The sequence below is a fragment of the Aeromonas sp. ASNIH1 genome, assembly GCF_002934285.1.
Lineage (GTDB): Bacteria > Pseudomonadota > Gammaproteobacteria > Enterobacterales > Aeromonadaceae > Aeromonas > Aeromonas caviae.
The window spans coordinates 2020344-2031880 of record NZ_CP026228.1 but is presented as its reverse complement, the minus strand read 5'-3'; the positions used below and the strand labels follow the sequence as shown (position 1 = coordinate 2031880).

The window sequence follows — 11537 nt, the reverse complement described above, 5'->3', positions numbered from 1 at the left end:
AGGCATAACTATATGGAGTCGACCAATCGCTGCTTGAGCTGAAGGACGCACTGCTTGTGGAGCTGACACACCCGCGACTCGGTCAGCCCGAGCACCAGTGCAATCTCCTTCATGTTCAATTCCTGCTGGTAATAGAGGGAAAGCAGCAGCTGTTCACGCTTGTCCAGGGTGCCGAGCACCTTGGCAAGGGTCATGGCCAGATCCTGATCGTCAGACTCGGATGCTGGCGCCCTGCCTCCGTTCTCCAGCCACTCCTCCAGACTCTGCAACGCCTCGGCCTGGCTCGCATAGGCGAGCTGGCGCACCTCCTCGACGGTGCAGGACAGCGCCTGTGCCAGCTCCTGCTCGGTCGGGTTGCGCCCCAGACGATTGAACAGCTCCCGCTGTACCTGGTTGTGACCGTGCACCTGCTGGCGCAGCTGACGGGGGCGCCAGTCGAGGCGCCGCAGCTCATCCAGCATGGCTCCCCGTACCCGCTTGAAGGCATAGCTCTCGAACTGGGCATCCGGTTCACCCCCATAGCGACGCCAGGCTTCCAGCAGCCCCATCATGCCGACCTGCTCCATGTCCTCCTGATCGAAGCTGGCGCTCACCTGACTGCGCAGGTGAGTGGCTGCCCGCTTCACCAGAGGCAGATAACGGCTCAGGATCACCTGCTCACCGGTGCGGGGAGCGGAGGCGGTCAGTTCGCAAGGAGTATCCCAACCAGCGTCCATCATGTTCGCTACTGCACCAGGACCTTGGTGACCAGCACTTCATCCAGATAGGGCTTGTAGCCATACCCCTCCAGGGTTCCCACCAGTTTGCCGAGCAGAGAGGTCTGAAGGGCCGAGATGTTCTGCAGCTCCTGCTTCACCGCTTCATGGGAGCGATGGCTGAAATATTGCACCATGGCATTGCGGATCAGGGGGGTCAGCTCGTTGAGCGTCTCCAGTTGCTGGGGATTGTGGGTGACCAGCGCCAGCTCAAGCACCAGATAGTGGGGCTCTCTGTCCCCCTCCAGGCTGATGACGAAACGCTCCATCGGTTTGAACAGCGGCGTCTTGCTCAGCTCGGGCTTGGCTTCTGCCAGACCCAGCCAGACGGCAACCGTATCCCGCTTGAGATAGGCGCCATAAGCCAGCGCCGCCAGCAGGCACAGCGCCATCATTATCACCATCAACCACTTCATGACACGCCGCATAATTTGAAATCACTCTCGCTATTGCCAGATCTTGAAATGTCACACCAGGGTGTTGAGCCAATCCTGGCCAGCACTACCCGATGCGTCCTGTTCTTCCTGCCACTGTCGTCGACCTGCCAGGATCTTTTCCTGCTGCCAGCGATCCCCCCGCTCCTGCTCTCCCCCCTGGCCCACGTTCACCTCGACGCCACCGGCATGATGGGGAGCCAAACTCATGCGAAGCCGCTCCATCGACTGGATCAGGGCTTCACGCACCGCCGGGTTGGTCACGTTGAGCTGCACGTTGAGCCGATCCCCTTCCATCCTCACGGTCAGTTCGAGGCGACCCAGCTCGGGGGGATCGAGGCGGATATGGGCCTGCTTGATGCTGTGGTTCACCTGCAGCTCGACCCTGTCTTTGAGCACATCGACCAGCTGCTGGCCCCACTGGGCCTCGCTTGCGGCAAGACGCGCCGGTGCCCACTGGTATTCCGCAGGCCTGGCGGCAGAGAGCGCGGGCGACAACCCCGCCATTGCCTTGAATTCGGTGACGCTGACCTCCCGCTCCGGGGCGGGCTCCCCGGGAAGAGGCACCACCACTGCCGCACTCCGGGTCGCAGGCAGCTCGCCCTGGGTGGTCGGCTGGAGCATTCGCATGGCCAGCTCTCCGGCGGGTTGAGGGAGGCTCTCTTTGCCAACGGAAACCGGCGGCACCGGCATCCGCTCCCCTTCCATTCGCTCGAACCCGCTGAGGGCGCGCAGCACAGGCGAGGAGGCGGGTTGCACCTCCCCGACGGGGGCAAGGCCGCCATTCGATGACAAACGGGCAGGAGGAAGGCGTCCCTCCTCCTGGCGGACAAAAGGTGGTGGCATCTGGTTGAAGGCGGCGAGTTGCTCGGCGACATCCGCAGCCACTTCGACGCTCTCCTCCTGCTCCGTCTCGTCGACGGGGGCGGAAGGGGTGGTGGACGGAGGAAGCATCGCCTCCTGCGGAAGATCCAGAGGCTGGTACTCTTCCCCCTGCCCGTCAGGCTGGCGGGAGAGGCGGGTAAAACCACCGGATGGGGAAGCGGGCAGTGTCTCTGCCACGGGGAGAGGGATCATGCCCATGTCTGCGCCTCGTCGTAGGCCTGCAATCCTTCCCGCTTGCGGGAGAGGCTGTCCCACTCCTGCTTGCGCAGCGCCGTTTCCTGCTCACAGAGCGCGAAGGCTTCCCGATGCCAGTGGCGCACCTGATCCCGGGCCGGCATCAGGGATTGCCACAATGCAGGCTGGCTGTTCAGATGCGCCACCAGCTGGGCAAGACGCTGATCCGCCAGCCGCACCGCATCCCACTGTCCGGCGCGGGCCTGCTGCAAGATAAGACGCCCGAGCCCCAGGAGCTGGCGCTGACGGGTCTCGCGTTCCGCACCGGGGGGCACGGCTCCTGTCATGGACATGATGATGGCCTCAAAATAGGACGACCTTGCGGGCAAGCAAGGAGCAGGCCAAATATATAAACATTATATTTCAATACGTTAGTTCCGACCTTTGCCCCATGAGGAAGGTGGATTTCCGCATCAACGGGGATGGCGGGCCATCGCTTCCCAACCCTCTTTCAGCTCCAGCAGGATGCGACGCACCTCTGCAAAGCCCGCGACATCGTTGGCCACACTGATCTCGAACAGCCGCTGGCCGCAGTAGTCGTAGAGACGGTGCAGGTTGCTGGCCAGCTCCCCGCCCTTGTCCATGTCGAGGGCACTGTCGAGCCCTCCCAGGATCTGCAGACACTTGTTGATGGACTGCCCCTTGCGCTCGTACTGCCTGGCCAGAATGTGGCCCTCGGCCCTGGCAATTTCGTCGAGCAGGCCATCCATCAACATCAGCACCAGCTGGTGCGGATCGGCGCTCGCTGCCTTGGCCTGGGTGGCGGCGAACTGGTAGGCGTCATAGCCTTCTTGGGGTTCAAACATGAAAAACTCGCTTATTCAAAGTGTTACGGGCTAGCCGTCTCACAAGCTGCCCATGGTCTGCAACATCTGGTTCATGGTGGTGAACTGATTGAGGTAGCGCTTATACGCGGAATCCATGCGCCGATCCAGCGCCTCCATCCGCTCGTTCACCCGCTTCTCGTTCGCTTCAAGACCTGTCTTGCGCCCCTTGAGTGCACCGTCCCGCTTGGTATAGGGGTCCAGGGCATTACTCATCCGCTTGAGCAGACCGTCATCGCCCATGAGTGCCTTGCCGAGCAGCTCGGGATCCTTCTCCAGCGCCTTGTTGAAGTCGGTCTCGTTGAAGGAGAGCTTGCCCGCCTTGTCGGTCTTGATCCCCAGGCTCCCCAGGGTCAGATCATCGGGCAACTCCCGCACGCTGCGGGCAATCACGCTCTTGAGGCTGCGTACCCCGCTGTCGGAGGAGAGGGCTCCCGGCGCCTTGGGATCGCTGGAGGTCATCTTGGCCAGCTCATCCACCAGCTCGTTGTAACTGTCGACAAACTTCTTGAGGGAGCCGGTAACCGCCTCCTTGTCCTGATCCACCGTGACCAGCAGCGGAGCATCATCCGCCTTTTGCGCCTTGGTCAGCTGGAACGTCAGGCCATCCACCACGTTCTCTATCTTGTTGCTGGCAGAGGTGATGGTGAGAGGGTTGTCCCCCCCCATGCGCAGCTTGGCGTCCTGCGCCTGGGTGATGTCCGTCTTGCCGGCCATCGCCACCCCGAGGGCATTGGCACCATCCCCGCTGTACCCCAGGGTGATGGCGTTCTCCACGCCGCTCTCCTTGCTGGTCAGTACCATGCTGACCTTGCCGTCGGTGCGTACCAGGGTCGCCTTCACCCCCGGGTTGTCCTTGGCATTGTTGATCTGGGAGACCAGATCCTTGACGGTGGCGCCAGCCGGGAGAGAAGCCAGGTCGATGTCCAGGGTCTTGCCCTTGACGGTCAGGGAGAAGACGCCGTCTGCCGGCAGCGGTGCCGTGTCACTGTCAAGCTGCAAGCCGACCTGATGGGACTGGGCAAGCTGCTCCACGAAGAAGCTGTACTGACCCGAGCTGGCCTTGCCATTGCTCGTCACCGTCATGAGCCCTTCCTGGGACAGGGTGGCCTTCTGAGCCTGCAGGCTGCTCGCCTTGTTCAGATCCTTGAGCAGGGTCTGGAAACTCGACAGCTTGGTGGTGAGGCTGCTGATGGCGCTCTGCTGCGCCTTGACGCTGTCCAGCTGCTTCTTCAGCAGCTTGTCCATGTTCTGGCGCTCGACGGCTACCAGTTGCATCGCCGTGCTGGCCGGATCTATTTGCATCTTTATCCCCTTATTCGGTGGCATGCCCGTTGGAAAAGACCGGCTCGGCCCTTTCCAACCGGCAAGCGGTTGTCAAACAAGAGCCGCCCCTCTCGGGGCGGCCCGGCAAACCATCAACGCAGCAGGGAAGTCACCATGCCGGTCATCTGGTTGGAGTTGGACAGCACGGACATGCCAGCCTGCATCAGCATCTGGTTCTTGGTCATGTTGGTGCTCTCCTGGGCGAAGTCGGCATCCATGATGCGGCCGTTCGCCATGTCGGTGTTCTCTTTCATGTTGGAGAGGTTGTTGACGGTGTGCTCCAGACGGTTGATGTTGGCACCGAACTGGGAACGGGCGGTACCGATTGCGCCCAGAGCAGTCTCCATCTTGGTGATCTGCGCATTGAAGTCAGTGGAAGCCAGAGCGGTGGCATCGGCGGTGGACAGGTCGGAGGTCGCCGTGGTGATAGCGGTGTTGACGGCCTTGACGTTGGTGTCGGCCTTGACGTCCAGCTTCTCGGCGGCAGTACCACCGATCTGGAAAGTCACAGTACCGGCTTCGAACTTGCCACCAGCGCCGATCAGAGCCTCACCACCGAAACGGGTGTTATCGCTGATGTTCTTCAGCTCGGCGGTCAGTTCCTTCATTTCGGTGCCCATGGCCAGACGGTCTTCCGCGCTCGCAGTGCCGTTGGCGCCCTGAGTGGCCAGGTCTTTCATACGCTGAACGATGTTGGTCATCTCGTCCATGGCACCTTCGGCGGTCTGCATCATGGAGACGGCGTCCTGGGCGTTGCGCATGCCGACCTTCTGGCCGTTGGACTGGGCTTGCAGGCGAGTGGCCATCTGCAGACCGGCGGCATCATCGGCGGCGGAGTTGATGCGAAGACCGGTACCCAGGCGCTGCATGGCGGTGCCCAGCATCTTGTTGGTGTTGTTCAGCTGGTTCTGAGTGGTCAGAGAAGCGAAGTTGGTATGAATGGACAAACCCATGATCTATTCCTCGAAGAAGGCTGCTACCGCAGCGGATAACCCTACGAACAAGAGAAGCGACAGGTGCGAGGCAAGACTTGAGCTGCGGGTGAAAAATATGATGAAAAAAGAGGGCGCGGGAGGAGCTGGGAGGGGAAACGGGAAAAAGGCACCCACCAGGGGATGGGTGCCACCAGGATCAACGCAGCAGGGAAGTCACCATGCCGGTCATCTGGTTGGAGTTGGACAGCACGGACATGCCAGCCTGCATCAGCATCTGGTTCTTGGTCATGTTGGTGCTCTCCTGGGCGAAGTCGGCATCCATGATGCGACCGTTCGCCATGTCGGTGTTCTCTTTCATGTTGGAGAGGTTGTTGACGGTGTGCTCCAGACGGTTGATGTTGGCACCGAAGGAAGAACGGACAGCACCAATTTGATCAAGCAGGTCACTTGTGGCGGTAATCGCGTCACTGGCTTTGGCTTGATCACCAATACCCGCGACAATCTCTGCGCCTGCAATACCACTAGTTGCGGTAGTGCCAGTAAGGTCCTTCATCGCGGTAGCTACATCAACCTTCAATGTTTCAGTACTAGAGCCACCAATCTGGAAAGTCACACCAGCGGCAGCCTCGAACGACCCTCCTTTCAACAACTTCTGGCCACCAAAGCTGGTGTTGTTAACAATATTACCCAGCTCCTTGGTCAGTTCGCCGAACTCGGCGTTCAGGGCGGTATAGTCATCGGCGCTGGTAGTGCCGTTGGCACCCTGGGTCGCCAGGTCCTTCATGCGCTGAACGATGTTGGTCATCTCATCCATGGCGCCTTCTGCGGTCTGCATCATGGAGATGGCATCCTGGGCGTTGCGCATACCGACCTTCTGGCCGTTGGACTGGGCTTGCAGGCGGGTAGCCATCTGCAGACCGGCTGCGTCGTCGGCGGCGGAGTTGATGCGAAGGCCGGTGCCCAGGCGCTGCATGGCAGTGCCCAACATCTTGTTGGTGTTGTTCAGCTGGTTCTGGGTGGTCAGGGAGGCGAAGTTGGTATGGATGGACAAGCCCATGATGTATTCCTCGAGTTAAACGCTGCACAGCAGCCCGTTAGGTTGACATCAGATAGAGACGACCCCTTTCGCACAGAAATGTAATCTTCCCTCCGCATATTTTTCTTCTGGCCCCCTCCCGGGCATTCCGGTATCCCGGGTGCTCGCCGCCTCCCCCATCCGGCATGCTTATTGCTTTTAAAACGTCCTCTCTCACTACCGGATGGCGACATGGCTGCTTCGCTCTACACACCGCATTTCGTTCAACATTTCCAGTGCATCGGCGATCGCTGCGAGGACAACTGCTGCCACAGCTGGACCATCAGCATCGACAAGCAGACCTTCCGCAGCTATGAACGCCACCCCGACCCCACGGTCAAGTCCCTGAGCAAGCTGCACATCATCAAGGTGAAGCAGAGCAACGAGCGCTGGGGGGAGATAAAGCTCGACGAACAGGGCGCCTGCCCCTTCCTCGATGAAAACCACCTGTGCCAGATCCACAGCAAGGCGGGTCCGGATGCCCTGAGTCACACCTGCAAGACCTACCCCAGAGCCCAGACCCGCATCGGCAACCAGCTCAAGAGGTCCCTGATGCTCTCCTGCCCCCAGGTGTGCCGCCAGTTGTTGCTTGACCCCCTGGCGATGCAGACCGAGGTCACCGAGCTCACCCAGCCCCTGCCCTTCGCTCCGCCCCCCTCCAACGCCATGGCGACGTTGCACAGCCTGAGCATTCACGTGCTGGCCGCCACGGATATCCCCGTGGCGATTCGGCTATGGCTGGTCGGCATGCTGATCCATCGGGATCCTGCGCAACTCTCCCACGAGGCCTTCCTTGATCAGGTGGCGGTACTGGCCGAACGCGGGGAGCTCAACACCATGTTCGAGCAGTTGCCCGCCCTGCCCAGACTGCAGTGGTGGGGCCTCAGAACCATGACCCACCAGTTGCTGGCCTATTCCCAGGGGAGACGGGGGCGGCAGACCATGCAGGTCTGCCTCGACAAGATCAACGAGGTACTGGAGGGAACCTACGACGAGGACAAGCTTGCACACCTGCAGCAAGTCTGGCACGACAGGGTCGCCCCCTTCCTGGCCAGCCATCCCCAGATCCTGGACAACTACCTGCTCTACTACGTCTATCACCACAACTTCCCGTTGCAGCAGGGCGACAAGTGCCAGGCCTATCAGCTGCTGGTGGTCGACTACTTCCTGCTGCGCAACTACCTCTGCCTGCTGGCCATGGACAAGGAGCTGGACGAGCAGGACGTGGTCAACCTCTTCTACAGCTACCACACTATACGCCAGCACAATGCGAGTTTTATCAAGACCATAGAACAGGGGCTCAACGACTCAGGCTTCGCGTCGGACATCTCCCTGTACGCCCTGCTCAAGCCCTGAAAACAGAAAACCGCCAGCGAGCTGCATGGCGGTTTTCTGTCGTGAACGGGACCTGGCCCCCTAGGTGAGCAGCGCCACCACGTTCTGGCGCGAGACGTTGGCCTGGGCAAGCAGACCGGACATGGTCCCCATGAAGCCCCCTTCCTTGAGCTGGAGGCTGAGCTTGCCCTGCAACTGGACCAGCTCCTCCTGCTGCAGGTTCTGGCTGCGTGACTTCACCCGATCGAGCTGCTTCACCATCCGCTGGCGAAACTGCTTGAGCTCGCGCATCGACTGCTCTATCTCCCCGAGCAGTCGCTTCAGCCGTTGCTGCTCCTGTTTGATCTCCCCCTTGTCGAGCCCCTCGCCGAGCTGGGTCAACTGCCCCGCCTTTGGCTTGAACTGCACGGGTACCGGGTTGCCGGCGGGAATGCGGATGCCCTCGCCGCTCAGCAGCACGGGTTCATCCAGCTTGCGCCTGTGCTGATCCGGCACGCTCAGCTCCAGCTTGCCCAGCTCGTTCAGGCGCGCCTGGATATGCTCCTTGCGCAGCGCGCGATCCAGACGGGCGGCCGCCTCCGCTTCACTGGCATCGGCGGGCAGCAGCACCTCGACGGCGCTGCTGGTCTGAGGGAAGGAGAAGACGAGACGCTCGGCACTCGCCCTTGGGCTCAGCAGATCGAGCCGCTCCGCGCTGTAGTGCACCCTGCTGTCCGTGGCCGACGCCAGCAAGCGTGGCCTGAGCTCGCTCGTCAGTGGCGCCTGCGGCTGGGTCAGCTTCTCTTCCAGTACCTTGAGACGGGAGACCAGATCCCCGCTCGCCGCCTTCTGCTGGCCGAGCTGCTGCTCCAGGCGCTTCAGCTCGCCCCACACCTGGCTCAGGGCCTGCTCGCCCCCCTGGGCATGGGCGATGCGCTGCTGCGCCGTGCCGATCAGGGCCCAGCGATCCAGCCGGATGACATTGGGCTGGCGTTCATTGCGAGGAGTCTGGGGAGAAGTAGCCTGGGCAGTCGAACGACCTTGCAACCTGGGTTGGGCCGGCGTTTCGACCACGCTCCCCGGACGGGTTTGTTGAATCTGCATCCTGGCTCCTTAGACAGATTTAGGGCATGTAGTTGAACAGGCTCAGGCCATTCACCTTGGCGAAGGCCTGCTGTTGCACCTGCAGAGCCATCAGCACATGCGCCTGCTGGGTCACGGCCCCCGCGTAGTCGAGGGACTCTATCTGATTGCTCACTTCCTTGCTATAGGTGCTCTTCTCGGCATGACCCTCGTCCACCTGATCCAGCAGGTTGATGCGTGCCCCTATGGTGCTCACCATCTGGCTGATGTCATCCTGCAGGGTCTTGCTGCGATCCAGCATGGCTCTGGCCTGATCCGCCGCATCCGGTGCGCCGGCATCGAAGGCCGCCACCATGTCGTCCAGCTGCTTGAAGAAATCCCCGTTCTGGATGAACAGGCTGTCTGCGGTCTGGTTGAGGGACACCGTCACCCCCCGGGCAATCTCCACCTCCCGCACCAGTGCATCCCCCTGATAGAGATAGCCGCCACCCGGCCCCTGGACGATGGGGGTCTTGTCCACCTGGCTACCGCTGAACAGGCTTGAACCGTTCTCGTTGCGGGCATTGGCGAGATCCAGCAGCCCCTCCTTGATGATGGCCGCCTCGCTGGACACCGCCCGGCGATCGTCCTCGGAGAGGGAACCGTTGGCTGCCGTCTGGGTCAGCTCCCGCAACCGGCTCAGCATGTTGGTCATGGTCTCGAACTGCAGCTCCCCCTGGGATAGCTGGCTCTTGGCATTGGCGATGTTCTTCTGGTACTGGGCCATGGCCACCTGCTCTTTCTTCAGACCGAGCAGTTGCACGCTGCCCACGGGATCGTCCGAAGGCTGCAGGATCCGCTTGTTGGAGGAGATCTGGCGATCCAGCCGGGCGTAGTCGCCAAAGCCCCGCTGCAGGTTGTCGAGCATGCTGAGCTGGATCTGGTTGGTGCTGATGCGCATGCGGACTCCGTCAGAACATGTTGAGAATGGAATTGAAGAGTTGATCCGAGGTGCTGATCACCTTGGCATTGGCCTGATACGCCTTGGTGTAGGCCATCACCTTGACCCCTTCCTCATCGAGGTTGACGCCGCTCACGCTGCTGAGCTTGGTGGCGAGCTGTTTCTCCATGTTGGCATCGGCCTCCATGGTCGCCTTGGCCTGACCGCTCTGCACCGCCATCTTGCCAAGCAGGGCGCTGTAGGCATCGTACTGATCATCCTTGATGGTCAGCAGCTCCTGCAGGTTGCGGTTGTCGCCGTTGCCGCCCCCCGCCTTGGCGAAGGCGAGGTGATCCCCGGTAAAGCCGTCGGCCACCTTGAGGGTGCCGGAGGGATTGAGGGGGTCGTAGCTGAACAGGGGTTTGCCGGGATCGCCGTTCAGATCGACGCCACCCGCCTGCTTGGCGTTGAAGTCATCCGCCAGCTTCTTCGCGATCTGGTTCAGCTCGTCGCGCAGGGGGCGCAGCACTGTGGTGCGATATTCCAGCACGCCCGCCAGGGTGCCGCCCTGAAGCCTGGGGACCTCGAAGGATTGCGGCCCGAAGCTCAGGCTCAGGGTGTCACCGGCCAGAGAGAGGGTGCTGCTGCTGCCGGCCAGCACCAGGGGCTGGCCCTGGGGCAGGCTCAGGGAGAAGGAGCCGTCGCTCTGACGGTTGACCCGCACCTCCATGAAGGTCGACAGCTCGCGCACTATCTGCTCGCGGCTGTCTTCCAGCGCCGAGGTGTTGACCCCCTTGGAAGCCTGCTCGCCGATCTGGGTGTTGAGCTCCGCCACCTGCTTGAGATAGCTGTTCACCTGGGTAATGGTACTGCCCAGCTGATCGTCGATCTGCTTCTCCTGGGTCAGCAGGCTCTCGTTCAACTGGCCGAAGCGGTTGGCCAGGGCACCGGCCGAGCTGACGATCTGGCTGCGCTGCGCCGGTGTTTCCGGGCTGTCGAGAGCGGCGCTCAGGGACGCAAAGAAACTGTCCAGCCCCTTGGTGATGTTCATCGACTCGCTGCCGAGCAACTGCTCTGTCGTATTGATGTACTGGTGAAACGCATAGGAGGAGCCGGTCGCGGAGCGGCTGCGCCAGTGCTGGGAGACCAGATAGTCATCGGTGATCCTGCGAACCCCGGTCACCTCGACCCCCATGCCGTTGTCCATCCGGCCAAAGCCCGACAGGCTGCCCATCATGGCCTCCTGGCGGCTGTACCCGATGGTATTGACGTTGGCGATATTCTGGGCAGAGATGTTCAATGCGATCTGCGATGCATTGAGTCCGCTAAAACCGATACTGAGCAGCGACATCAGTCAACTTTCCTCATTTTTGCCGAATTCAGAGGCTGACTGAAGGCAGCCAGGGTCTGGGAATCTGAAGCGACCACCGGCTCGGCATTCTTTAATGTGGGGGCCAGTTGATTGACCATCTGCTCCTTGAGCCCCATGCCGCCGCACTTGACCAGGCTCATCGCGAGCTGGCTGTCGTACATGTCGCGGTAGAGGGACTCCCCCTTGATAAGCCTGTCCTCTTCATCCTGCATGGCGTCGGACGCCGAACGCATGTGCTTGAGCACCGTCTGCAGGAAGCTCACCTCGAACTGGCCGGCCGCCGCCTCCAGGGCCGCGCGCTGATCCGGGTTGCTCTTTATCTGCTGCAGTTCATTGAGATCCTGATAGAAACCAGGCTCCGAGGTAATTCTGGTCATAGAG

At 61.4% G+C, this 11537-nt stretch carries 13 protein-coding genes; 1 reads left to right on the top strand and 12 read right to left on the bottom strand.

Features of this window, described 5'->3' with window-relative positions; genetic code table 11:
• Positions 1 to 8: 8 nt before the first annotated feature.
• The 8 genes from lafS to lafA (C2U37_RS09840) form a co-directional block, all read right to left on the bottom strand.
• Positions 9 to 719: a lateral flagellar system RNA polymerase sigma factor LafS gene (gene lafS, locus C2U37_RS09875; protein ID WP_104452196.1), complete on the bottom strand. Its 711-nt coding sequence runs from the start codon at positions 717 to 719 to the stop codon at positions 9 to 11.
• A gap of 5 nt (positions 720 to 724) precedes the next feature.
• Positions 725 to 1183: a lateral flagellar basal body-associated protein LafF gene (gene lafF, locus C2U37_RS09870; protein ID WP_041211801.1), complete on the bottom strand. Its 459-nt coding sequence runs from the start codon at positions 1181 to 1183 to the stop codon at positions 725 to 727.
• 39 nt (positions 1184 to 1222) lie between these two features.
• Positions 1223 to 2272 carry a flagellar hook-length control protein FliK gene (locus C2U37_RS09865; RefSeq protein WP_104452195.1) on the bottom strand — a complete coding sequence of 350 codons (1050 nt, stop codon included), beginning with the start codon at positions 2270 to 2272 and terminating at the stop codon, positions 1223 to 1225.
• On the bottom strand, positions 2263 to 2601 hold the full coding sequence (locus C2U37_RS09860) for a hypothetical protein (RefSeq protein ID WP_041214009.1): 339 nt from the start codon (positions 2599 to 2601) through the stop codon (positions 2263 to 2265). Before C2U37_RS09860 ends, C2U37_RS09865 begins: the two co-directional genes overlap by 10 nt.
• Positions 2602 to 2721: 120 nt before the next feature.
• Positions 2722 to 3114 carry a lateral flagellar export chaperone LafC gene (gene lafC, locus C2U37_RS09855; RefSeq protein ID WP_041211804.1) on the bottom strand — a complete coding sequence of 131 codons (393 nt, stop codon included), beginning with the start codon at positions 3112 to 3114 and terminating at the stop codon, positions 2722 to 2724.
• 39 nt (positions 3115 to 3153) lie between these two features.
• Entirely contained in the window at positions 3154 to 4437 is a 1284-nt protein-coding gene (lafB, locus tag C2U37_RS09850) for a lateral flagellar capping protein LafB (protein WP_104452194.1), read from the bottom strand.
• A gap of 113 nt (positions 4438 to 4550) precedes the next feature.
• Positions 4551 to 5411 (bottom strand): lateral flagellin LafA, encoded by an 861-nt coding sequence (gene lafA, locus C2U37_RS09845; RefSeq protein WP_042015083.1) that lies wholly within the window; start codon positions 5409 to 5411, stop codon positions 4551 to 4553.
• Positions 5412 to 5589: 178 nt separating this feature from the next.
• Positions 5590 to 6450 carry a lateral flagellin LafA gene (lafA, locus tag C2U37_RS09840; RefSeq protein ID WP_042015082.1) on the bottom strand — a complete coding sequence of 287 codons (861 nt, stop codon included), beginning with the start codon at positions 6448 to 6450 and terminating at the stop codon, positions 5590 to 5592.
• A 210-nt stretch (positions 6451 to 6660) separates the two neighbouring features.
• On the opposite strand from lafA (C2U37_RS09840), the gene fliB reads away from it, so the two are divergent.
• Complete coding sequence (fliB, locus tag C2U37_RS09830) at positions 6661 to 7824, top strand: flagellin lysine-N-methylase (protein WP_199770522.1); 1164 nt, start codon at positions 6661 to 6663, stop codon at positions 7822 to 7824.
• Between the two features lie 60 nt (positions 7825 to 7884).
• Here fliB and C2U37_RS09825 read toward each other — a convergent pair whose 3' ends face one another.
• The 4 genes from C2U37_RS09825 to C2U37_RS09810 are packed head-to-tail and all read right to left on the bottom strand — an operon-like array spanning position 7885 to position 11533.
• The gene (locus tag C2U37_RS09825; RefSeq protein WP_104452191.1) at positions 7885 to 8886 is read right to left on the bottom strand and encodes a hypothetical protein; all 1002 of its coding nucleotides are present in this window, start codon (positions 8884 to 8886) and stop codon (positions 7885 to 7887) included.
• Positions 8887 to 8905: 19 nt separating this feature from the next.
• On the bottom strand, positions 8906 to 9805 hold the full coding sequence (lfgL, locus tag C2U37_RS09820; protein ID WP_041214013.1) for a lateral flagellar hook-associated protein LfgL: 900 nt from the start codon (positions 9803 to 9805) through the stop codon (positions 8906 to 8908).
• 10 nt (positions 9806 to 9815) lie between these two features.
• Entirely contained in the window at positions 9816 to 11135 is a 1320-nt protein-coding gene (gene lfgK, locus C2U37_RS09815; RefSeq protein ID WP_041211811.1) for a lateral flagellar hook-associated protein LfgK, read from the bottom strand.
• Positions 11135 to 11533, bottom strand: a complete 399-nt coding sequence (locus C2U37_RS09810) for a rod-binding protein (protein ID WP_104452190.1) — start codon at positions 11531 to 11533, stop codon at positions 11135 to 11137. The genes lfgK and C2U37_RS09810 overlap by 1 nt, the downstream gene beginning before the upstream one ends.
• Positions 11534 to 11537 lie beyond the last annotated feature (4 nt).

Excerpts from the sequence above, each read along its gene's own strand:
- lfgK (WP_041211811.1), bottom strand. The coding sequence starts at position 11,135 with ATGTCGCTGCTCAGTATCGGTTTTAGCGGACTCAATGCATCGCAGATC.
- lafB (WP_104452194.1), bottom strand. The coding sequence starts at position 4,437 with ATGCAAATAGATCCGGCCAGCACGGCGATGCAACTGGTAGCCGTCGAG.
- lafA (WP_042015082.1), bottom strand. The coding sequence starts at position 6,450 with ATGGGCTTGTCCATCCATACCAACTTCGCCTCCCTGACCACCCAGAAC.
- lafA (WP_042015083.1), bottom strand. The coding sequence starts at position 5,411 with ATGGGTTTGTCCATTCATACCAACTTCGCTTCTCTGACCACTCAGAAC.
- fliB (WP_199770522.1), top strand. The coding sequence starts at position 6,661 with ATGGCTGCTTCGCTCTACACACCGCATTTCGTTCAACATTTCCAGTGC.
- lafS (WP_104452196.1), bottom strand. The coding sequence starts at position 719 with ATGATGGACGCTGGTTGGGATACTCCTTGCGAACTGACCGCCTCCGCT.
- lafF (WP_041211801.1), bottom strand. The coding sequence starts at position 1,183 with ATGCGGCGTGTCATGAAGTGGTTGATGGTGATAATGATGGCGCTGTGC.
- lfgL (WP_041214013.1), bottom strand. The coding sequence starts at position 9,805 with ATGCGCATCAGCACCAACCAGATCCAGCTCAGCATGCTCGACAACCTG.
- C2U37_RS09810 (WP_104452190.1), bottom strand. The coding sequence starts at position 11,533 with ATGACCAGAATTACCTCGGAGCCTGGTTTCTATCAGGATCTCAATGAA.
- C2U37_RS09825 (WP_104452191.1), bottom strand. The coding sequence starts at position 8,886 with ATGCAGATTCAACAAACCCGTCCGGGGAGCGTGGTCGAAACGCCGGCC.
- lafC (WP_041211804.1), bottom strand. The coding sequence starts at position 3,114 with ATGTTTGAACCCCAAGAAGGCTATGACGCCTACCAGTTCGCCGCCACC.
- C2U37_RS09865 (WP_104452195.1), bottom strand. The coding sequence starts at position 2,272 with ATGGGCATGATCCCTCTCCCCGTGGCAGAGACACTGCCCGCTTCCCCA.
- C2U37_RS09860 (WP_041214009.1), bottom strand. The coding sequence starts at position 2,601 with ATGTCCATGACAGGAGCCGTGCCCCCCGGTGCGGAACGCGAGACCCGT.